Origin of the sequence: Salinarimonas sp. NSM, from assembly GCF_052380005.1 — a bacterium.
Classification (GTDB): Bacteria; Pseudomonadota; Alphaproteobacteria; order Rhizobiales; family Beijerinckiaceae; genus Salinarimonas.
Genome location: NZ_JBQTCJ010000056.1, coordinates 1 through 20,064 on the forward strand (window position 1 = coordinate 1; position 20,064 = coordinate 20,064).

The 20,064-nt window shown below is 70.8% G+C and carries 21 protein-coding genes; 14 read left to right on the top strand and 7 right to left on the bottom strand.

Annotated elements, in window-relative coordinates:
- From ACTZWW_RS17705 to ACTZWW_RS17720, 4 genes are all read right to left on the bottom strand, one after another.
- The coding region (locus ACTZWW_RS17705) for a flagellar motor protein MotB (protein WP_444782293.1) at positions 1 to 689 on the bottom strand (689 nt) is incomplete at its 3' end.
- Between the two features lie 13 nt (positions 690 to 702).
- Entirely contained in the window at positions 703 to 1,386 is a 684-nt protein-coding gene (locus tag ACTZWW_RS17710) for a hypothetical protein (RefSeq protein ID WP_444782294.1), read from the bottom strand.
- 1 nt (position 1,387) lies between these two features.
- Positions 1,388 to 3,058, bottom strand: coding sequence for a flagellar basal-body MS-ring/collar protein FliF (gene fliF / locus ACTZWW_RS17715; RefSeq protein ID WP_444782295.1), 1,671 nt, complete (start codon positions 3,056 to 3,058; stop codon positions 1,388 to 1,390).
- A gap of 115 nt (positions 3,059 to 3,173) precedes the next feature.
- Positions 3,174 to 3,437, bottom strand: coding sequence for a SemiSWEET transporter (locus ACTZWW_RS17720; RefSeq protein WP_444782296.1), 264 nt, complete (start codon positions 3,435 to 3,437; stop codon positions 3,174 to 3,176).
- Positions 3,438 to 3,621: 184 nt separating this feature from the next.
- Between ACTZWW_RS17720 and ACTZWW_RS17725 the strand changes: the two genes are divergently transcribed.
- The 3 genes from ACTZWW_RS17725 to ACTZWW_RS17735 all read left to right on the top strand — a co-directional run bounded on the left by ACTZWW_RS17725 (position 3,622) and on the right by ACTZWW_RS17735 (position 6,956).
- Positions 3,622 to 4,011 carry a DUF3775 domain-containing protein gene (locus tag ACTZWW_RS17725; protein WP_444782297.1) on the top strand — a complete coding sequence of 130 codons (390 nt, stop codon included), beginning with the start codon at positions 3,622 to 3,624 and terminating at the stop codon, positions 4,009 to 4,011.
- A 133-nt stretch (positions 4,012 to 4,144) separates the two neighbouring features.
- On the top strand, positions 4,145 to 5,050 hold the full coding sequence (locus ACTZWW_RS17730; RefSeq protein ID WP_444782298.1) for a TIGR01459 family HAD-type hydrolase: 906 nt from the start codon (positions 4,145 to 4,147) through the stop codon (positions 5,048 to 5,050).
- Between the two features lie 316 nt (positions 5,051 to 5,366).
- On the top strand, positions 5,367 to 6,956 hold the full coding sequence (locus tag ACTZWW_RS17735; protein WP_444782299.1) for an insecticidal delta-endotoxin Cry8Ea1 family protein: 1,590 nt from the start codon (positions 5,367 to 5,369) through the stop codon (positions 6,954 to 6,956).
- 272 nt (positions 6,957 to 7,228) lie between these two features.
- Here ACTZWW_RS17735 and ACTZWW_RS17740 read toward each other — a convergent pair whose 3' ends face one another.
- Together ACTZWW_RS17740 and ACTZWW_RS17745 are read right to left on the bottom strand one after the other, a co-directional pair.
- A complete protein-coding gene (locus tag ACTZWW_RS17740) occupies positions 7,229 to 7,543 on the bottom strand; it encodes a hypothetical protein (protein ID WP_444782300.1) in 315 nt (104 codons plus the stop codon).
- Entirely contained in the window at positions 7,485 to 7,862 is a 378-nt protein-coding gene (locus tag ACTZWW_RS17745) for a BrnT family toxin (protein WP_444782301.1), read from the bottom strand. The genes ACTZWW_RS17740 and ACTZWW_RS17745 overlap by 59 nt, the downstream gene beginning before the upstream one ends.
- Before the next feature lie 115 nt (positions 7,863 to 7,977).
- On the opposite strand from ACTZWW_RS17745, the gene motA reads away from it, so the two are divergent.
- From motA to ACTZWW_RS17785, 8 genes are read left to right on the top strand one after another with little or no spacing between them, the layout of a single operon-like run.
- Positions 7,978 to 8,880, top strand: a complete 903-nt coding sequence (gene motA, locus ACTZWW_RS17750) for a flagellar motor stator protein MotA (protein WP_444782302.1) — start codon at positions 7,978 to 7,980, stop codon at positions 8,878 to 8,880.
- A 1-nt stretch (position 8,881) separates the two neighbouring features.
- On the top strand, positions 8,882 to 9,826 hold the full coding sequence (locus tag ACTZWW_RS17755) for a flagellar motor switch protein FliM (protein WP_444782303.1): 945 nt from the start codon (positions 8,882 to 8,884) through the stop codon (positions 9,824 to 9,826).
- Positions 9,807 to 10,259, top strand: coding sequence for a hypothetical protein (locus ACTZWW_RS17760; RefSeq protein WP_444782304.1), 453 nt, complete (start codon positions 9,807 to 9,809; stop codon positions 10,257 to 10,259). Before ACTZWW_RS17755 ends, ACTZWW_RS17760 begins: the two co-directional genes overlap by 20 nt.
- A 46-nt stretch (positions 10,260 to 10,305) precedes the next feature.
- The gene (gene fliN / locus ACTZWW_RS17765) at positions 10,306 to 10,731 is read left to right on the top strand and encodes a flagellar motor switch protein FliN (RefSeq protein WP_444782305.1); all 426 of its coding nucleotides are present in this window, start codon (positions 10,306 to 10,308) and stop codon (positions 10,729 to 10,731) included.
- A gap of 14 nt (positions 10,732 to 10,745) precedes the next feature.
- Complete coding sequence (locus ACTZWW_RS17770) at positions 10,746 to 11,783, top strand: flagellar motor switch protein FliG (protein ID WP_444782306.1); 1,038 nt, start codon at positions 10,746 to 10,748, stop codon at positions 11,781 to 11,783.
- Between the two features lie 27 nt (positions 11,784 to 11,810).
- Positions 11,811 to 12,887 carry a flagellar biosynthesis protein FlhB gene (flhB, locus tag ACTZWW_RS17775; RefSeq protein ID WP_444782307.1) on the top strand — a complete coding sequence of 359 codons (1,077 nt, stop codon included), beginning with the start codon at positions 11,811 to 11,813 and terminating at the stop codon, positions 12,885 to 12,887.
- Positions 12,888 to 12,902: 15 nt separating this feature from the next.
- Positions 12,903 to 13,370: a hypothetical protein gene (locus tag ACTZWW_RS17780; protein ID WP_444782308.1), complete on the top strand. Its 468-nt coding sequence runs from the start codon at positions 12,903 to 12,905 to the stop codon at positions 13,368 to 13,370.
- Positions 13,371 to 13,397: 27 nt separating this feature from the next.
- Entirely contained in the window at positions 13,398 to 13,844 is a 447-nt protein-coding gene (locus ACTZWW_RS17785; protein ID WP_444782309.1) for a YaiI/YqxD family protein, read from the top strand.
- A 45-nt stretch (positions 13,845 to 13,889) separates the two neighbouring features.
- Here ACTZWW_RS17785 and rnr read toward each other — a convergent pair whose 3' ends face one another.
- Entirely contained in the window at positions 13,890 to 16,247 is a 2,358-nt protein-coding gene (gene rnr / locus ACTZWW_RS17790; protein WP_444782310.1) for a ribonuclease R, read from the bottom strand.
- 196 nt (positions 16,248 to 16,443) lie between these two features.
- Between rnr and ACTZWW_RS17795 the strand changes: the two genes are divergently transcribed.
- From ACTZWW_RS17795 to ACTZWW_RS17805, 3 genes are all read left to right on the top strand, one after another.
- Positions 16,444 to 18,177, top strand: coding sequence for an AMP-binding protein (locus tag ACTZWW_RS17795; RefSeq protein WP_444782311.1), 1,734 nt, complete (start codon positions 16,444 to 16,446; stop codon positions 18,175 to 18,177).
- A gap of 176 nt (positions 18,178 to 18,353) precedes the next feature.
- Positions 18,354 to 19,298 carry a flagellin N-terminal helical domain-containing protein gene (locus ACTZWW_RS17800; protein WP_444782312.1) on the top strand — a complete coding sequence of 315 codons (945 nt, stop codon included), beginning with the start codon at positions 18,354 to 18,356 and terminating at the stop codon, positions 19,296 to 19,298.
- Positions 19,299 to 19,636: 338 nt separating this feature from the next.
- Positions 19,637 to 20,050 (top strand): universal stress protein, encoded by a 414-nt coding sequence (locus ACTZWW_RS17805; protein ID WP_444782313.1) that lies wholly within the window; start codon positions 19,637 to 19,639, stop codon positions 20,048 to 20,050.
- The last annotated feature ends 14 nt before the right edge of the window (positions 20,051 to 20,064 follow it).

Sequence of the window (20,064 nt, forward strand, 5' to 3'; positions counted from 1 at the left end):
GCCGCGCCCTGCGGAAGCGCGAGCGCGGCGAGCGCCTGCGCGTCCGAGCCGGCGGGCCCGCCGAGCCCGAGGGGCGCGGCGGCGTCGGGCTGGCCCATCGGCCCGCCGGTCCCGTCGCCGTCGGCGCGGCCTACCGTCACCTGCGGGGCGAGCTGCCAGTAGACCGGATCGAACGGGTCGCGGAACGCGTCGCCTCCCACGAGCCCCGGCTCGCCCCGCTCCCCGGGCGTCACGTCGATGCCGGCCGCGGGCGTCGCCGGCGAGAACGCCGCCTGGGCCGAGAGCTCGGCGAGGACCGCGTAGGGGTCCTGGAACAGGGCCGTCTCGGAATAGCGCCGCTCGACCGGCTGCGCCGGGGCTCGCGGCTCCACGCGCGCCTCGTCCGCCTCGGTGACCGGCGCGTCCGAGCGCTCCTCCAGGTCGACGCCCTCGGAGGCGGCGTCCGGGTCGCGCAGGCCCTTGCGGTCGCTCGTCGCCTCGGCGAGGCGGATCGGGTTGAAGTAGGTCGCGACGACCTCCCGGGTCTCCTGGTCGGTGGCGTTGATGAGCCACATCACCAGGAAGAACGCCATCATCGCCGTCATGAAGTCGGCGTACGCGATCTTCCAGACGCCGCCCTTGGGCTCGTCCGCCTCCGGATCGGGGCGGCGGCGGATGATGACGAGCTCGTGGCCCTGGTTCTCCTGCACGGCGCGCGCTCCTTCAGGCGGCCTCGGCGGCGACGCGCCGGGCCCATTCCGACAGACGGGTCTCGATCACGACGTCCTCGCCCTCCACGACGACGTCGGTCGTGTCGGCCGGAACGAAGCGCACGGCCGATGCCGCGTCGCCGAGGCGCGCGAGCAGCGCCGCGCCGAGGTCGGCGGGGCCGCTCGCGGCGAGGACGAGCGCAGGCTCGGCCCGCAGCAGCGTCGCGACGCTGGACGCGAGGGCCACGAGCGCCTTGTCCCGCGCTGCGGCCTCCAGCAGCGGTGCCAGCGCCCGGGCGGCGGCCTCCGCGATCCGCTCCTCGATCGCCGCGAGTCCTTCGCGCACGCCCTCCGCCAGCCGCTCACCCTCCTCCTGCGCCCAGGCGGCGCGAGCGCGGGCGAGATCCGCCTCGCGGGCGGTGAGCGCCTCGGCGCGCTCACGCTCCAGGACCTGCGCCCAATGCGCCTCCACCTCCTCGCGGGTGGCGGCCGCGACCAGCGCTGCCGCCTGCGACACCCGCGCCTCGATCTCCTCGGGGCTCGGCCCGCGGGGCGTGAAAGCGGGGGAAATCGTGTGCGCGATCTCGGATCGGGGTTCGGGCGGCTCCTGCCGCATCACGTCGAGCTCGGATGCCTGCGCCGCGAGGGACCGGCGCGGATCGATCTCGGCGAGGACGTCGATGAGGGAGGCCGGCATGTCAGGCGGTCTCCCCGTGCATCCACTGCTTGAGGATGTGCGCCGCCTGGTCCTCGTTGCGGGTCACGATCTGCTCGAGGCGCTTGATCGTGGCGGCGCTGACGGAGGTCGGCAGGGCGGCGATGGCGGCGGTGGCCGCCTCGATCTGCGCGGCGTGCGGCTCGGCGCGCCCGGAGGCGTCCGCGATCGCGGGGATCGCCTGCGCACCCTCCCCGGCCTGCCCGTCGGCGAGCGCGGGCATCGCTTCCTCGATCTGCGTCTGCGGCTTCGGCCGATCCAGGATCGCGGCGAGCGCGGGGCGCAGGCCGAACCAGACGAGGGTGAGCGCGACGAGCAGGATGGCGAGCGCGTTGACGATGTTGCCGGCCTGCGCCAGCAGCACGTCGCGCACGCCGACCTCCGGCACGGGCTCCATGTCGACGCCCCCGTCGAGGAAGCTCACTGCCGACACCTTCACCGTGTCGCCGCGCGCGGCGTCCGCGCCTGCGGCGGTGGCGGCGAGCGCCTCGATCTCGGCGATCTCGGCCTCGAGGTCCTCGGGCGTCGCCTCGGGCCCGAGCGCGTCGGCGAGGCGCGTGCGGTTGACGAGCACCGCGATGGAGAGCTGCTCGACGGCGAAGCCGTCCGAGGAGACCTGGACCTGGCGCGAGGAGATCTCGTAGTTCGTCAGCTCCTCGCGGCGCTGCATCTCCTCGCTCGACTGCTCGCCGCCGTCCGCCGCGACTTCCTCCTCGGGGAGGTTCTGCTCGACGGTCACGGGGGTCTGGCGGGAGAGGTTCGTCGCGGCCTCGTTCTCGCGCACGATGCGGATCGAGCGCTCGACCCGGCTCTCGGGGTCGAAGATCGTCTCGCTCGTCACCGTGCGATCGGTGTTGATGCGCGCCGCGACGCTGACCTGGAAGTTCTCGAGCCCGAGATAGGGCGCGAGCGTGCGGCGCACGGAATCCTCGAGTTCCTGGTTCACCTCGCGGTTGAGCGCCGTGATCCGGCCGGTCGCCGCGCCGGCGGCGTCGTCGCCCGAGGCGAGCAGCGTCCCGTCCGAGGAGAGGATCGTGACGCCCGCGACCGTCATCCCCGGCACGGCGGCGGCGACGAGGTGGCGGATCGCCTGCGCCTGGCCGGCGACGTCCGCCGTCTCGGCGCGCACGACGACGGAGGCCGAGGGCTGGCGCGCCTCGCGCCGGAACGAGCCCGGATCGGCGAGGACGATGTGCACGCGCGCCGCCACGATGCCGCGCATCTGCTGGATCGTGCGGGCGATCTCCCCCTCGAGCGCGCGCACGCGCGTCACCTCCTGCATGAAGGAGGTGATGCCGAGCGAGCCGAGGTTGTCGAAGAGCTCGTAGCCGGAATTGGCCGAGAACGGCAGGCCCTTCTCGGCGAGCAGCATGCGCGCCCGCGCGGTCTGCGCGTGGCGCACCATCACCGTGTCCCCCGCCGAGGAGACGTCGAAGTCGATGCCGGCGTCGTTGAGCGCCGAGCCGATGCGCGAGACGTCGTCGCGCTCGAGTCCGGCATAGAGCACGGTCATCTCGGGCCGGCCGAGATAGTAGGCCCCGGCGACGACCGAGGCGATGACGGCGATGCCGATCGCGGCGAGCGTCAGGAGGCGCTTCGTGCCGAGCTCCAGGAGGTTGCCCCACAGGCGGTCGGCGTGCTGGTAAGCGGTCATGTCCTGCCCTGGTGTCCTCGACGGCGCGGCGCACGGCCGCTCTCGTCGGGAACCCTGGCGGGCGAAGCTTGCCCGAGCCTGACACCGGGGCGCGACGGCGCGCGCGGGCGACGCGTCAGCCGTAGCGCAGCTTGAGCGCGAGGATGGTCGAGACCAGCAGGAAGGTGAGCGCGTTCGCCACGATGATCGGCCAGGAGCCGATGGCGAGCCCGTAGACGAGCCACAAGGCGAGCCCGATCGCGAAGATGCCCTGCGTCAGGGCCGAGATGGCGCGGGTCTCGCGGGTGCGGATGGTGCGCACGGCCTGCGGCAGCCAGCAGATCGTGGTCAGCGTCGCGGCGAGCGCGCCGACGATCTCGAACGACGGGAGGAGGGTCATGGAGGTCGTGCCTCGAGGGGCGGCGAAGCCTTCTCAATCGGGCCGTTCGCGCCCGCGCGCAAGCGCCATGGAATGCGCGTCTTCCATGCAGCGCACGCGGGGCTGGCGAACCGCCCTCCCCCCTCGATCGTTGCCGTGGCGACTTCGTTTCCAAGCACCCTTTCCAAGTACCCGAGGTGACCCCATGGAGATCGCGCTCGAGAAGGTCTGCGACCTGATCGTCCACGCCAGAGCCTTCGACGTGAAGGAGGGCATGACCGACCCGCAATCGGGATCGAACGAGACCGACGACCGCAATTTCGGCTCGCTCGCCGAGAGCGGCACGGACCGCGGCGAGGAGGAGATGCGCCTCGTCATCGACGGGCTGAACACGGACGAGGCCGCCTCGCTGATCGCGCTCGTCTTCGTCGGCCGCGGCGACATGGAGGCCGCGGAATGGCCGGACGCCTATCGCCTGGCGCACGAGCGCATGGCGAGCGGCGCGCTGTCGCCGGCGGACTGGCTGATGGGCATTCCCAACCTGGGCGATCTCCTCGACGAGGGGCTCGCGGGGCTCGGCATGGGCTGCACGTGAGCCGCCGAGCCGCCACGCGGCCCTCGGCGCGGTTGACAGCGAACGGCGAGGAGCCTACCCGCCGGACGATCCTCCCTGCGCGCCTCGTTGCGCGCGATCCTCCTTGCGCCCGATCCGCCCGAGAGCGAGCCCGATGTCCGAAGCGAACGCCCCCGCCGCCCGCGCCGCCGTCGAGGCGGTCGCCTTCATCCCGGGCTTCTCGGCCATCGCGGAGCGCTACGACGTCGTGCTGTGCGACGTCTGGGGCGTCGTCCACAACGGGCTCTCGGCCTATCCCGGTGCGTCGGACGCGCTGGCCCGCTTCCGCCGCGCGGGCGGCACCGTCGTCCTGGTCTCGAACGCCCCGCGCCCCGGCGCGACGGTGATGGACCAGCTCGACCGGCTCGCCGTGCCGCGCACCGCCTACGACGACGTCGTCACCTCGGGCGACCTCACCCGCATGGCCGTCGAGGCCCGCCTGTCCGATCCCGTCTTCCACATCGGCCCGGAGCGCGACCGCCCGATCTTCGACGGCCTGCCGGTGCGCTTCGCGGAAGCCGAGGACGCGGCCTACGTCGTCTGCTCGGGCCTGTGGGACGACCGGGCGGAGACGCCCGACGACTACCGCCCGCTGTTCGCGCGCCTGACGGAGCGCAGCCTGCCGATGATCTGCGCCAACCCCGACATCGTGGTCGATGTCGGCGGACAGCTCGTCTACTGCGCCGGCGCGCTCGCCACGCTCTACGAGGAGATGGGCGGGGCGGCGACCTGGATGGGCAAGCCCCACGAGCCGGTCTACCGCGAGGCGCTGGCACGGGCCGCGCGCATCCGCGGCGTGGACGATCTGCCCGTCTCGCGCACGATCGCCATCGGCGACGCGATCCGCACCGACATCGCCGGCGCCCGCGGCATCGGCGCCGACGCGCTCTTCATCGCCAAGGGCATCCACGCCGAGGAGCTGCGCCTCGACGGCACCGGCCTCGACCCGGCGCTCGCCGGCCCCTGGTTCGACGGCCAGGCGCACCGGCCGACGGCGGCGATGGAGCTGCTGGCGTGGTGAGCGGCGGCGCTGGCGACGACGCCGGCGCAACTGGAAGCATACCGCATCTTCGCGCGCGGCGCCCCGCCGTGCGGTCCCTGACCCGGGGTTCCGACGCCGCATCACGCGCTGGTTGAGGACGGGCGGGCCGTCGCGCGACTGCTCGAAATGGTTGCGGTCGCGCACAGGATCGCTCTACCTTCGGATGCCCTAGAAGGAGCGGCACCGGCAACCAGAGCTTCGCACGCCGCGAAGCCGCCGCCGCCGTGCGGGCGATGTCGGGGGGCTCTCAATGAGCGACGGATGCTGGATACAATTTTGGGATGACAAGGGCTGCATGGGCTCGACGCTTCGGTTCGACGCGCAGGACGGGACGCTCTACGTCGCCGACCTGGACGACTACACGCAGTCGGACGGCGACAAGGAAGGCGACGAGCCGGATTCGCTGATGACCGGCACCCGTGCCTGGCTCGTCGTCTACAAGGACGACGGGTTCGAGGGAAAGCAGGCCATGTTCGGCCCCAACACGAAGGTCGACGACCTCGACCTCTACGGCATGGGCGGGAACATCAGCAGCTTCCGGCTCTACGACACGCGACCCACCGGGTTCGTGGAGGCGACGCCCGGCGATCCCATCGCCGCGGAGACGAGCACGGGCTTCGTCGATGCGCAGACCGTCAACAACATCTTCCGCACCGTCACGGCTGCGGCCTTCGCGCTGATCCCGCGGATCGGCGGCGCCATCAGCGGGCTCGTCCGCGGCTTGTGGCCCGACGTCGACCAGAAGGACCAGGTCTGGGGCTCGTTCCAGAACTACCTCAACCAGCTGATCACCGGCGTCTACTGGCAGATCACCTACGAGTCGCTCAACGACATCCTGGAGACGCTCTACAAGGCAGCCAGCGATTTCGCGGAAACGCCCGACTGGGAGCCGATCAAGAAGGATAACTTCAAGAATCTCTACGAGCTGGTGAACAACTACGAATCCTTCTTCGTCGACGTCGAGGCGCCGGAGAAGCGCTTCTACTTCCTGGTGCCCTTCGCGACGCTGCGCCTGGCGACGCTGCGCGAGAACCTGCAGCACTACGCCTACTACTACGGCAGCGAGCCGTCGCAGGCCGAGATCGACATCCTCACCGGCGAGCTGCGCGACTCCATCGCGCTCTACCAGAACCTGCTGAGCGAGGGGCGCGCGCGCATCCTGCAGCGGCGCGACCAGATGATCTACGTGGACGACGAGACGATCATCGATTCCTACAATGGCAAGCGGATGCCGATGTCGATGCCCGACGAGCTCGACTCGCGGCGGTACTACGCCGAAACGGTCCTGAACGCGCTCGCCCTGAAGCTCGACGAATACATCGCCATCAGCCAGCTGTGGCCGCATTTCGACCCGGCGGTGACGACCCCGATCGAGCCGCCGATCCTCGACTACGTCGACGGGCCCGTGGGCTATTTCTGGTACGGCGTGCCGGATTTCGCCGAGCTGGAACCCGGCGGGCGGATCACCGCGGCGACCCTCTGGACGATCGACGGCGGCAACAACCCCGCCATGCAGAACGGCCTCGAGCTTTCGATCGACGGGACGGCGCTGGGCCGCGTGGGCGGCGAGGGCGGGACGCCGTCGACGCTGACGCTCGCCGCCGGAGAGACCGTCGTCACGGTCGAGGGCACGACGGAGCTGCGCTACCTGCGCTTCGTCTCCAGCACGGGTGCCGACGCCGCGGCCGGCGACCCCGGGAGAGAGGGGAGCCGGTTCCGCTTCGATCCGCTCCCGGGTACGATCGACTGCCGCGTGGTCGGCATCACCGGCTCCGCCGGCTACGCGCCGGACGAGCCGTCGTCCTTCGCGGCCGTGCGGGCGATCTCCGTGCATTGGCGCTGCGCGCTGCCGATCACCGCGCCGTCGGGCGAGCCTTCCGCTTGACGACGGCAGGGGTCGAAGCGCGCGTGTCGGCCGCTCCGACGGCGAAGCCGACGACGCCCGCCTCGTACCGCGCGACGAGCGCCGAGCCGGGCTCGAGCGCCAGGCAGGGCGCGGAATAGATCAGGCCGATCAGGTCCCCGTCGCGATGGAGAGGCGCGGCGTCGCCGCCCGCGTCGCCCGTGGCGAGCGAGATCGCGAGGAGCGCCTCGCGGTCAGCGGGACGGGCGGGCGGATGCGCATCTGCCTCGATGTCTCGCCGTCGAGGCAGCCCGTCATCGCCGCCGGGAGTGCCGAGAGGTCTCCGCAGCCCCGCGCGAGCGGGCGAGATGCTCTCGAAGAACCTGCTCGATGCAGCGCTGCCAATCCTCGGGCCGTTCGCGCTGGATCGCCTCGACGACCTCGCGGTCGAGGCTCACGGTCACGGCGTCCGTGCCGGGCGGGCCGGCATCCGCCTCTCCCGCGAACGCCTCCTCCCAATCGTCTTCGTCGAAATCCGGGCCCTCCCGCGCGTCCGCGAACACGCGAACCTCACCGCGCCGGCGCATCTCCTCGATCTCGCCCAGCGAATAGCGCCTGATACCGCTCATGGTCCGATCTCCCCGCCTTCCAGGCCGTGATCGAGCGTATCGCCGCGCCGCGCACGGCATAGACGATGACATGAAGGACGCCGCCCGTCAGCCATTGCGCCCTGAAGCGGATCTCGCCGTACGGACCTCGACGATCGATCGGCGTGATCATCGGACCCTCGAATGCGGGGGCGAGATCGCGGAGGTCGACCTCGCGCGTGCGCAGGACGTCCAGTCTCTTCCGTTCGTCCCATTCGAACATCGGCTCGGGCACAGCGACGCCCCCCGGCTTCGCAAAGATCACGCCTCCGAGATTGCATGGATCGATGCGGTTGAGCAAGAACAAATCAAATACACCGTCCGATCGTCGTCCTCCCCCTCCCCCCCACCACCCTCGCACAAGCTTCCCCCCCTACACCTCTCCCCACGCTGCGCACCAAAGGGGAGCATGTGCCTTGGCTGTCTTCATCGGCATCGTGATCACGATGGCCTCGCTGCTCGGCGGCTTCGCCGCCATGGGGGGGCACATCCCGGTCATCTGGCAGCCGTGGGAGTTCGTCATCATCGGCGGCACCGCGGTCGGCACCTTCATCATCGCGAACTCGCTCAAGACCGTGCGCGACACCGGGCGCGCCACGGTGGAGGCCATGCGCGGGCAGATCCCGAAGCAGCGCGACTACCTCGACCTGCTCGGCCTGCTCTACGTCCTCACCCGCGAGATCCGGTCGAAGGGCCGCAACGAGGTCGAGCCGCACATCGACGCGCCGCAGGAGAGCGAGATCTTCCAGCGCTTCTCGCGGGTGCTCGCGCGCCCGGAGCTGACCGGCTTCGTCTGCGACTACCTGCGCTTGATGATCATCGGCAACGCCCGGCCCCACGAGATCGAGGCGCTGATGGACGAGGAGATCCAGACGCAGCGCCGCGAGAAGCTCAAGCCCTACTTCGCGCTGATGACGGTGGCCGAAGCGCTGCCGGCGCTCGGCATCGTCGCCGCCGTGCTCGGCGTGATCAAGGCCATGGGCGCGCTCGACCAGTCGCCGCAGCTGCTGGGCTCGCTGATCGGCGCGGCGCTGGTGGGCACCTTCGCCGGCATCTTCATGAGCTACGGGCTCGTCGGGCCCCTCGCGATCAAGATCAAGTCCACGCGGGAGCACCAGATGCGGCTCTACCTCATCACCAAGCAGACGCTGCTCGCCTTCATGAACGGAGCGCTGCCGCAGATCGCCGTCGAGCACGGCCGCAAGGCCATCGCCGCCTCCGACCGCCCGACCATCGACGAGGTCGAGAGCGAGACGATCTCGCAGTCGACCCGCGGCGCGCCCGCCAACGACCGTGCCGCCATGCAGGGAGCCGCGTGAGATGAACGTCGAGAGCTTCCAGACCGCGGCCGCCGCCGGCGGCGTCTCCGACCGCCTGCTCGACGCCGCCGGGATAACCATCGACCGGCTGCCGATGCTGCACGTGATCTTCGATCGTGTGGCCACCTACTGCGCCGACGGGCTTCGCCACATGTCGGCCTCGCCCTCCTACTTCTCGGTGTCGAACATCGAGAGCGGGCGCATCGGCGACATCCTGGAGGACTACGAGTCGAACGCCGTGGCGGCGATGTACCACGCCGTCGACTGGGACACCCGCATCCTGGTGGGCTTCGACCGGGACTTCGTCTTCACGATGATCGAGGTCCTTTTCGGCTCGGACGGCTCGGAGCCGCCGGTGGACGACGAGCGCGGCTTCTCCAACATCGAGATGAAGGTCGCCCAGGCGCTGTTCGAGGAGGCCGGCAAGGCCGTCCAGGCCGCCTTCGCGCCGATCTCGCGCACGCAGCTCAAGCTCGAGCGCACCGAGACGCGGATGGACTTCGCCATCATCGGGCGGCGCAACAACCTCGCGGTCGTGGCGAAGCTGCTGATCCAGGCGCTCGGCCGCGGCGGCGAGATGTTCGTCATCATCCCCCAGTCCGCCCTCTCGCCGATGCGCCAGAGCCTCGCACACGTCGTCTCCGGCGATGTGGCGACCGCCGACCCGCGCTGGTCGAAGCAGATGCAGTCGGAGGTCTCGCGCACCACCGTCTCGCTGGAGGCCGTGCTCGAGGAGCGCACCGTCGACCTCGGCGAGGTCGCGGCCTTCGAGGTGGGGCAGGTCATCGAGCTGCAGGCGACGCCGCGCACGAAGGTGCGGCTCGACTGCAACGGGCAGGCGCTGTTCCGCTGCCGGCTGGGCCAGTCGCAGGGCGCCTACGTGCTCGAGGTCGAGGACGTGATCGACGAGGACCAGGAGTTCATCGATGACCTCGCTTCCGATTGAGACGCTCACCCTCCTCGACCTCGTGCTCGTCGCGGCCCTGCTCGCGACCGTAGCCTACGCGATCGGGCTGCGCCGCGAGTTCCGGCGCTTCCGCGGCTACAACGCGGACTACGCGGCGATCCTCGCCCAGACCGGGCGCGCCGTGGAGGGCGTCGAGCGCGCCGTCGAGAGCGTCCAGACCGAGGGCGCCACCGTCCTCGCGGCGCTCGGCGAGCGCATCGAGGAGGCGCGCGGCGTGATGGAGCGGCTCGAGGCCGCCCGCGAGGCAGCGCCCGTCTCCGCACCCGCGCCGGCGTCCACCCGCGAGCCCATCCGCCTCGCGGGCGACGAGCCCGCCGAGACGCCCCCGCCCTTCCGGCCGCGCCCCGACCAGAAGCCCAAGCCCTTCGCCTGGCCCACCGTCGTCGTGAAGCGCCTGCCCGACGGCGCCTGAGCCGCCGGAGCCCAGAGACCACCCGTTTTCGCGAGAGAGACCCGCCATGCCCGTCAAGAAGCCCAATTCCAAGCCCGCCGATCTCGGCGCCGACCTCGCCGCCGACGCCCCCCTGGCGGAGGCGCACGAGACGATCGACCTCGGCAAGGACGCGAGCGGCAGGGGCCGCGCGACCGAGGTCGCCGCCGACACGATCGGCCAGGCCCGCGCACACGGCAACCTCGACGCCATCATGCGCATCCCCGTCTCGCTGCAGGTCGTGCTCGGCTCGGCGACGATGCCCGTCGCCAACCTGATGAAGCTCGGCCGCGGCGCGGTCGTGCCCCTCGACCACCGCGTCGGCGAGCCCGTCGACGTCGTCGTCAACGGCCGCGTCGTCGCCCGCGGCGAGGTGGTCGTGGTCGAGGACGACAACTCGCGCTTCGGCGTCTCGCTCACCGAGATCGTCGGCACGCCGGCGCCCGGCGCCTGAGGGGGACGACGACGATGGCGATCCCCGCGACGATGACCGGCGACCTCCCCGGCCCGCGCGTCCTCCAGGGCCCGGAGAAGGTCGCGGCGCTGCTGCTCGCGCTCGGCAAGGACGTGGCGGGGCGCCTGCTGGCCCGCTTCGACCCGGAGGAGCTCAAGAGGATCTCCCGCGCCGCCGCCGATCTCGGGCCGATCTCGGCACCCGAGCTCGAGAGCCTCGTGGAGGAGTTCGCCTCCGACATCACGAACGGCACGAGCCTCTACGGCACGGCGCACGAGGTCGAGCGGCTGCTCACCGGCGTGCTGCCGCCCGACCAGGTCTCCGAGATCATGTCGGACGTGCTCGGCAACGCCAACCGCTCGATCTGGGAGCGGATCTCGGGCGTCTCCGAATCGATCCTCGCCGCCTACCTGCTCAAGGAGCACCCCCAGACGGCGGCGATGATCCTCTCCAAGGTCAAGCCGAGCTGCGCGGCGAAGGTCATGGGCCTGCTGCCGCACGACATGCGCAACTCCCTCATGCGCCGGATGCTGTCCTTCAAGCCCGTCGTCGAGGACACGATGCGCATCGTGGAGAAGACGCTGCACGAGGACTTCATGCTCAACTTCGCGCGCAACATGGGCACCGACACCCACGCGCGCATGGCCGACATCATCAACAAGATGGAGCGCGAGCAGATGGAGGACGTGCTCTCCTCGCTCGCCGACACGCGGCCGAAGACCGCGGAGGTGCTCAAGGGCCTGCTCTTCACCTTCGAGGACGTCATCAAGCTCACGCCGCGCGCGCGGATGGCGATCCTCGACCAGATCGCGACGGACCGGATCGTCACCGCCCTCAAGGGCACCGACGCCGCCTTCCGCGACGCGATCCTCTCCTCGCTCGGCTCGCGGGCGCGGCGCATGGTCGAGCACGAGCTCGTCTCCGGCGAGCCGGTGCCGCAGCGCGACGTCATCGAGGCGCGCCGCGCCATCACCGACCTAGCGCTCGAGATGGCGGGGCGCGGCGAGATCGAGCTCAACGCCGACCAGGAGGACCGCGCCTTCTACTCGTGACGGCACGGCGCGCGGGCGGAGGGGGCGATGGCGGACGACGAGGACAAGAGCTCCAAGACCGAGGAGCCGAGCGAGAAGAAGATCCGGGACGCGCTCGACAAGGGCAACGTGCCGGTATCGAAGGAGGCCGCGACCTTCGCGGCCGTGCTCGCGGCGCTCGCTCTGGGGAACTTCGTCGTCGCCGACGACGCGCGGGAGCTCGTCGAGTTCCTGGCACGCATGATCGACGATCCGGGAGGGCTCGCGCTCCATGACGGCACGGACGCAACCAGGCTCATGCACGTCATCGCCCTCGGCGCGGGCGCCTTCCTCATGCCGATCGTCGCCGTGCTCTTCGTCTTCGGCCTCTCGGCCAGCGTCCTGCAGAACGCGCCGCGCGTCGCCTACGACCGCATCCAGCCCAAGCTCTCGCGGCTGTCGCCGGCACAGGGCTTCAAGCGGATCTTCGGCGCCCAGGGCTGGATGGAGCTCGCCAAGGCCGTCTTCAAGTTCCTCGTCGTCGCCGCCGTCCTCGCGCTGCTCGCGCGCGCCGACGCCTGGCGCGTGGTGAGCGCCATGTACGCCGACCCGACCCAGATTCCCGAGATCATCCTCTCGCTGACGATCCGCCTCCTCGCCGCCGTGTGCGTCGCGATCGTGCTCCTCGTCGTCGCCGACATCGCCTTCTCGCGCTTCAAGTGGCGAAAGGACCTGCGGATGTCCAAGCGCGAGCTCAAGGACGAGCACAAGCAGGCGGAGGGCGACCCGCTGGTGAAGGCGCGCATGCGCTCGCTCGCCCGCGACCGCGCCCGCCGGCGCATGATCGCCGACGTGCCGCGCGCCACGATCGTCATCGCCAACCCCACCCACTTCGCCATCGCGCTCCGCTACGTGCGCGAGGAGGGCGGCGCGCCGGTGGTCGTGGCCAAGGGGCAGGACCTCGTCGCGCTCAAGATCCGCGAGATCGCCGAGAGCCGGGGCATTCCCGTCATCGAGGACAAGCCCCTGGCAAGGTCCATGTACGACGCTGTGGAGGTGGACCGGCCGATCCCGGCCGAGTTCTACCGCGTCGTTGCGGAACTCCTGTACTTCTTCTACTATCGCAAGAGCGAGAGAGCGAGTTGAGAAAGCGTTAATTCCATGAGTGGCAAACGGCCGAGGTTGAAGGAGCGCGAGAAGATCCTCGCCGACGCCATCCAGGGCGTCGCGGCCGAGCTGCGCCTCGTGGACCTCGCCGTGCTCGCCCGCTACGTCCATGCCGAGCAGCACGGCAACATCGACGACCTCGTCGCCTCCTCGACGGAGCTGTTCTTCAAGCCGGGCACGCTGCGCTACGGCCTGCGTGCCGACGTCGACCTGCGCTGGGGCGGCATGCCGGCGGTCTCGCTCGACCTCGAGTTCGCGCACCAGGACGTGACGGTGTTCTTCAACCTCGTGCTGGGCTCGCTCAACGCCGGCATCGACATCCAGGCGGTGACCTTCGATGGCCCGCCCCGGTCGCCGCAGGAGAACACGCGACGCCTGGCCGAGGCGCTGGCGGATGCGCGCGTCGCCCCCTGGCCCGCCGGCGCCGCCAACCAGAACGAGGGCGACGGCGACCGTGCGTGAGCCGCCGCGCCCCGCGAAACCCGCCCCATGACGACCCTCTACATCGACGCCGACGCCTGCCCCGTGAAGGACGAGTGCTACGCCGTCGCCGCCCGCTTCGGCGTCGCGATCAAGGTGGTCTCGAACGCCTTCATGCGCGTGCCGCCCGATCCCGCGATCGAGCGGGTGATCGTGCCGGGCGGGCTCGACGTCGCAGACGACTGGATCGCCGAGCGGGTCGCGCCGGGCGACGTCGTCGTCACGGCCGACGTGCCGCTGGCGGATCGCTGCGTGAAGGCCGGCGCGGTGGCGCTCGCGCCGACGGGCAAGGTGTTCGACGCCCAGTCGATCGGCATGGCGCGCGCCGTGCGCGACCTGATGAGCGACCTGCGCGAGGCGGGCGCCGTCACCGGCGGCCCGAAGCCCTTCTCGCCGCGGGATCGCTCCGCCTTCCGCGCGGCGCTCGACCGGGAGCTGCGGCGCGCGACGCGCTGATCAGGCCAGCGCCCCCTCGCGGGTGAGCCGCGCGAGGCGCGCCGCTCACCGCTTGCGCTTCACCTTGACCTTGGTCGCGCCTCCTTTCGGCCTGTCGCGAAACCCCTTCTGCTTGGGTCCCTTGGAGCGCCGCGGGCCGCCTTCGCGCAGGCCGCTGCGGCGTCCGCCGGGTCCCGTGCCGGAGGGCGTGCCGGCGCTTCCCTCCGAGAGGAGCTCGAATCGCAGCGCGCCGGCGATCGGCGCGGCCTCGACGAGCTTCACCTCGACGGTGTCGCCGAGGCGGAAGGTCTCTCCGGTTCGCGCCCCGACGAGCGCATGGGTGCCCTCGTCCCAGCGATAGAAGTCGGCACCGATCGTCGCGGCCGGCACGAACCCGTCGGCGCCGGTCTGGGCGAGCTTCACGAACAGGCCCGCCTTGGTCACGCCGGAGATGCGGCCAGTGAAGGTCTCGCCGACGTGCTCGGCCATGTGGTGCGCGATCAAGCGGTCGATCGTCTCGCGCTCGGCGACCATGGCGCGCCGCTCGGCCGCCGATATCTGCGCGGCGACCTCGGCGAGGGTGCCGGCGTCGGTGTCCGCCGGCAGGCCGCCCGGCCCGAATCCATGGCCGCGGATCAGTGCGCGGTGGACGATCAGGTCGGCGTAGCGGCGGATCGGCGAGGTGAAGTGGGCGTAGCGGCGCAGGTTGAGGCCGAAATGGCCGTAGTTCTCGGCCGTGTACTCGGCCTGAGCCTGCGTGCGCAGGATCACCTCGTTGATGAAGGTCTCGTGCTCCATCCCGTCGACCGCCTTCAGCACGCGGTTGAACAGCGTCGCGCGCACCGGGCCGGACTTCGGCAGCTTCATCGCGATGGAGGCCAGCACCTCGCCGAGCGCATGCATCTTCTCGAGCGAGGGCTCGTCGTGCGCGCGGTAGACGAAGGGTACCTTCGCCTTCTCCAGCGCCTCCGCCGCCGCGACGTTGGCGAGGATCATGAACTCCTCGATGAGCTTGTGCGCATCGAGCCGCTCGGGGGTGAGCACCCGGTCGACGGTGCCGTCGGGCTTGAGCACGATCTTGCGCTCGGGCAGGTCGAGCGCCAGCGGATCGCGCGCCTCGCGCGCCTTCAGCACGCAGGCATAGGCCTCCCAGAGCGGCCGCAGCACGGGTTCCAGCAGCGGCCCGGTGACGTCGTCGGGCGCGCCGTCGATCGCGGCCTGCGCCTGCGCATAGGCGAGCCTCGCCGCCGAGCGCATGGCGATGCGGTGGAAGGAATGGCGGATCTTGCGCCCGTCCCTGCCCACCGTGATCCGCACGGCGAGCGCCGGACGGTCCTCGTGCGGGCGAAGGCTGCACAGGTCGTTCGAGATGCGCTCGGGCAGCATCGGCACCACCCGGTCGGGGAAGTAGACCGAGTTGCCGCGCACCTGCGCCTCGCGGTCCATCGCCGAGCCGGGGCGGACGTAGGCGGCGACGTCGGCGATGGCGACGGTGAGCACGTGCCCGCCCTCGTTGGCCGGGTCGTCGTCCGGCCGCGCGTGGACGGCGTCGTCGTGGTCCTTGGCGTCGGGCGGATCGATGGTGAGGAGGGGCAGGTCGCGCCAGTCCTCCCGACCGTCCGCGTCGAGCCGCACGGGCGCCATGCCCGCGGCCTCGTCGAGCACGCCCTTGGGAAAGACGTGGGGGATGCCGTGGGCGACGAGCGCGATCAGGCTCACCGCCTTCTCGGACTTCACCGAGCCGAGCCGCTCGCGCACGCGAGCGAGCGGCACGACGGCGCGCGGGCTCGAGGTCAGCGTCGCCGACACCAGGTCGCCCTCGCGGGCATCCCCCTCGTCGCCGGGGCGGATCGCGATCTCGCGCCCCTGCGCCTTCTTCTCGACGGGCACGAGCCGCCCGCCGCCGCCCGGCAGCGGCCGGAAGATACCGAGCACCTGGGCGCGGCTCTTCTCGAGCACCTTGACGACGCGGCCGAGGTAGGGGGGCCCCTCGGCGTCCCCCGTCTCCTGCACGCGCATCAGCACCCGGTCGTTGACACCCGGCGCCGGCTGGCCCGGCCGCGGGCGCCGCGTGGCCTCGATCAGGATCTTCGGCGCCGGCCCGAGCGTGTCGGCGTCCCATTCCGCGGGCACGGCGATCAGCTCGCCGTCGGCATCGCGCGCGACGACGTCCGCGAGCGTCATCGACGGCAGTCCCCCCGCCTTGAACAGGCTCTTGCGGCGGCGCTCGAGGATGCCGTCGTCCTCGAGGTCGCGGATCAGCTGCTTGAGCCAGATCTTGTCGCCGCCGGTGATGCCGAACGCGCGCGCGATCTCGCGCTTGCCCACCTTGCCGGGCTGGGACCGCACGAAGGCGACGACCGCCTCCCGCGACGGAAGCCCGGAGACGTCGGTGGGCTCGATCCGATCCTTGCGCTTTGGCAACCTAAGGCATCCATCGTGAGGTGGGGAGCGCGTCGCACCGACGACGCCTAAGAACAGGTTCCTGCTGTATATAAACGAAGCCCCCGGGATTTTCGATGCGCCTGCTCGACAAATCGAAAAGTTGTGGCACTAAAGAGATTGCGCAATTTTAAAAACAGGCGATCCGAAGGATCGCGCGAGCCTCAGGAGGACGCCCGTGGCATCGAGCACCGCACCGCTTCCCCATTTCGACGAGGGGCGCCCCTGGCACGCCCACTATCCGGCCGCGGTGCCGCCGTCGATCGACGTCGAGGCCGCCGGCACGCTCGCCGACCTCTTCCGCGACGGCGTGGCACGCTTCGCCGCGCGCCCGGCGCTGGAGAGCTTCGGCAAGGAGATGACCTACGCCGAGCTCGGCCGCGTCGCCGCCGCCGTCGCCTCCTGGCTGCAGGCGAGCGGGCTGAGGAAGGGCGACCGCGTCGCGATCATGATGCCCAACGTGATGGCATACCCGGCGGTGCTGTTCGGCATCCTCACGGGCGGCTTCGCGGTGGTGAACGTCAACCCGCTCTACACCGCCCGCGAGCTGACGCACCAGCTCAACGATGCGGGCGCCAAGGCGCTGTTCGTGCTGGAGAACTTCGGCCACACGGTCGAGGAGGCGGCGCCCGCGCTCGCGGCGCTCGAGACCGTGGTCGTCGTGGCACCGGGCGACCTGCTCGGCCTCAAGGGGCACCTGATCAACTTCGTCTCGCGCAAGGTGAGGAAGGCGGTGAAGCCGTATTCGCTGCCGCGCGCGGTACGCTTCCCGCAGGTGGTGAAGGAGGGCGGCGCGCGGCCGCCCGCGCCGGTGGACATCGGGCTCGACGACGTCGCCTTCCTCCAATACACGGGTGGGACGACGGGCGTCGCCAAGGGCGCGACCCTGCTCCACCGCAACGTGGTCGCGAACGTGCTCCAGGCCGAGGCCTGGCTGCGCCCCTATGCCGGTGATCGCACCGACCACGTGATGGTCACGGCACTGCCGCTCTACCACATCCTGGCGCTGACCGCCTGCGGCCTGTTCATGGTGCGGCTCGGCGCCAAGCAGATCCTCGTCGCCAACCCGCGCGACATCCCGGGCTTCGTCAAGACGCTCGAGGGCAAGCGCTTCACCATGATGGTTCTGGTGAACACGCTCTACAACGCGCTCGCCAACGCGAAGGGCATCGAGAAGGTGGACTTCTCGAGCCTCGCCTTCTGCATCTCGGGGGGCATGGCGACGCAGGCGGCGGTCGCCAAGCGCTGGAAGGCGCTCACCGGCAAGCCGATCGTCGAGGGCTACGGCCTCTCGGAGACCTCGCCGGTCGTCTGCGTGAACCGGCTCGACATCGAGGAGTTCACCGGCACGATCGGCCTGCCCCTGCCCTCGACCGATGTCCAGGTCTGCTCCCCGGACGGCGCCGTGCTGCCCTACGGCGAGACGGGCGAGCTGTGCGTGCGCGGCCCGCAGGTGATGGCCGGCTACTGGAACCGGCCCGACGAGACCGCCAAGGTGATGACGCCCGACGGCTTCTTCCGGACCGGCGACATCGCCGTGCTCCAGCCCGACGGCCAGGTGCGCATCGTCGACCGGATCAAGGACATGATCCTCGTCTCGGGCTTCAACGTCTATCCCAACGAGGTCGAGGACGTGCTCGCCTCGCATCCGAAGGTGCTCGAGGCGGCCGTCATCGGCGTGCCCGATTCGCACTCGGGAGAGGTGCCGGCGGCCTACGTCGTCAAGCGTGACGAGAGCCTCGGCGCGGAGGAGCTGCGCGCCTTCTGCAAGGCCAACCTCACCGGCTACAAGGTGCCCCGCCACTTCCACTTCCGCGAGGCGCTGCCCAAGACCAACGTCGGCAAGATGCTGCGTCGGGCGCTGCGCGACGAGGTCATGGCCGAGAAGGCGCGGGAGAAGGCGGGCGGCTGAGCCGGCTGCCCGCGCACGCGACCACGCGGCAAGCCTCGCGCAAGCTCGCCGCGCGAGGCTCACCCTCATGACGGACGGATGCCGAACCCGATGGCTCCGAGGCATGACGCCGCTCCGTCATCCCGGTGCAAGCCCGGGATGTCCCTCTTCCAACCGCAATCGAAAGGGACATCACCATGTCGAGCCTTCTGACCAACTCCGCCGCGATGACGGCGCTGCAGACGCTGACCTCCACCAACAAGAAGATGGAGGTCACGCAGAACCGCATCTCCACCGGCCAGCGGGTCTCCTCCGCTGCCGACAACGCGGCGTACTGGTCCATCGCGACCACGATGCGCTCGGACAACAAGGCGCTCAGCGCCGTGCAGGACGCCCTCGGCCTCGGCGCCGCCACCGTGGACGTCATGTACACCGCGCTGAACTCCACGGTCGAGGTCGTCTCCGAGATCAAGGCCAAGATCACCGCCGCGGCTCAGCCGGGCGTCGATCGCGGCAAGATCCAGAGCGAGATCAGCGAGCTCCAGAACCAGCTGAACACGATCGCCTCCTCGGCGGTCTTCAACGGCGAGAACTGGCTCTCGTTCGACTCGACCGACGCCGCCGCGGCCGCCAACCGCGAGATCGTCTCGTCCTTCACCCGCACGGCCACGGGCGCGGTGAGCCTCGAGACGACCACGGTGGCGATCACGGGCACGCTGCTCGTCGACACGAACGCCGCCGCCGCGGGCATCCTCGACCAGGATCGCTCGGGTGCGTTCGCGCTGGCCGGCGCGTCCGTGACCGGCACCAGCGTCGTCGACCTGGACGTGAACGCGGCTGCGGCCGACGCCGACACGGCGGCGGACATGCAGCAGCTGATCGGCCTCGTCGACGCGGCCCTGTCCGACATCACGGACGCGGCCACGAACCTCGGCGCCATCAAGAACCGCATCGGTCTCCAGCAGGACTTCGTGAAGGGCCTCAAGGACTCGATCGACCGCGGCGTGGGCCAGCTCGTGGACGCCGACATGAACGCGGAGTCGACGCGCCTGCAGGCGCTCCAGGTGCAGCAGCAGCTGGGCATTCAGGCGCTCTCGATCGCCAACTCGAACAGCCAGAACATCCTCTCGCTGTTCCGCTGATCGGGCCTCTCCGCGTCTCGGGAACCGGTCCCCTCGGGGACCCTCGGACCCCGCTCCTCCGGGAGCGGGGTTCCTTCGTTCATCGGCTCGCGGAGACGAACGCACCGTGACGATTCGCGACGATCGCGCGTCGATTTCGCACAACTCCTCGTGACGCGCGCGCCCGCGCGCGAGGCTATTCCCATCGGTCGTGGAATCAAAGCCACGAAACATCGTTGTAGTGCGCCCGTATCTGCCGTAGCTTCACCGCGGTCGGGACGACGCGTGCGGCGGCTTTTGCTGTCGCGCATCGCGTCGGACCGTCTGGAGTGCGTCGCAGCGGACCGGGAGGGGCCACGGTGTATCGCAAGATCCTCGCGCCGATCGATCTCGCCCATCGTGATCGGCTCGCCAAGGCCATCGACACCGCCGTCGAGCTGGCGCGCCACTGGGCGATTCCCGTCGTGCTCGTGGGCGTGACGGAGGCCACGCCGAGCGCGGTCGCCCACAATCCGCCGGAATACGCGCGCAAGCTCGCCGCCTTCGCCGAGGAGACGGCGGCCGCCGCCGGCATCGCGGTCGAGGCGCGCGCCTACACCGCCCACGACCCGGCGACCCAGATCGACGAAACGATCCTGAAGGCCGTCGCCGACACCGGCGCGGACCTCGTCGTGATGGCGTCTCACGCGCCGACGATCGGCGATGCGCTGGTACCGTCCCACGGCGGGCGGCTGGCGAGCCACGCCGCGATCTCGGTCTTCCTGGTGCGCTGAGCGCGCGACGCGGA

Coding starts and splice junctions, on each gene's coding strand:
- ACTZWW_RS17710 (WP_444782294.1), bottom strand. CDS start 1,386: ATGCCGGCCTCCCTCATCGACGTCCTCGCCGAGATCGATCCGCGCCGG.
- fliF (WP_444782295.1), bottom strand. CDS start 3,058: ATGACCGCTTACCAGCACGCCGACCGCCTGTGGGGCAACCTCCTGGAG.
- ACTZWW_RS17720 (WP_444782296.1), bottom strand. CDS start 3,437: ATGACCCTCCTCCCGTCGTTCGAGATCGTCGGCGCGCTCGCCGCGACG.
- ACTZWW_RS17725 (WP_444782297.1), top strand. CDS start 3,622: ATGGAGATCGCGCTCGAGAAGGTCTGCGACCTGATCGTCCACGCCAGA.
- ACTZWW_RS17730 (WP_444782298.1), top strand. CDS start 4,145: ATGTCCGAAGCGAACGCCCCCGCCGCCCGCGCCGCCGTCGAGGCGGTC.
- ACTZWW_RS17735 (WP_444782299.1), top strand. CDS start 5,367: ATGGGCTCGACGCTTCGGTTCGACGCGCAGGACGGGACGCTCTACGTC.
- ACTZWW_RS17740 (WP_444782300.1), bottom strand. CDS start 7,543: ATGAGCGGTATCAGGCGCTATTCGCTGGGCGAGATCGAGGAGATGCGC.
- ACTZWW_RS17755 (WP_444782303.1), top strand. CDS start 8,882: ATGAACGTCGAGAGCTTCCAGACCGCGGCCGCCGCCGGCGGCGTCTCC.
- ACTZWW_RS17760 (WP_444782304.1), top strand. CDS start 9,807: ATGACCTCGCTTCCGATTGAGACGCTCACCCTCCTCGACCTCGTGCTC.
- fliN (WP_444782305.1), top strand. CDS start 10,306: ATGCCCGTCAAGAAGCCCAATTCCAAGCCCGCCGATCTCGGCGCCGAC.
- ACTZWW_RS17770 (WP_444782306.1), top strand. CDS start 10,746: ATGGCGATCCCCGCGACGATGACCGGCGACCTCCCCGGCCCGCGCGTC.
- flhB (WP_444782307.1), top strand. CDS start 11,811: ATGGCGGACGACGAGGACAAGAGCTCCAAGACCGAGGAGCCGAGCGAG.
- ACTZWW_RS17780 (WP_444782308.1), top strand. CDS start 12,903: ATGAGTGGCAAACGGCCGAGGTTGAAGGAGCGCGAGAAGATCCTCGCC.
- ACTZWW_RS17785 (WP_444782309.1), top strand. CDS start 13,398: ATGACGACCCTCTACATCGACGCCGACGCCTGCCCCGTGAAGGACGAG.
- ACTZWW_RS17800 (WP_444782312.1), top strand. CDS start 18,354: ATGTCGAGCCTTCTGACCAACTCCGCCGCGATGACGGCGCTGCAGACG.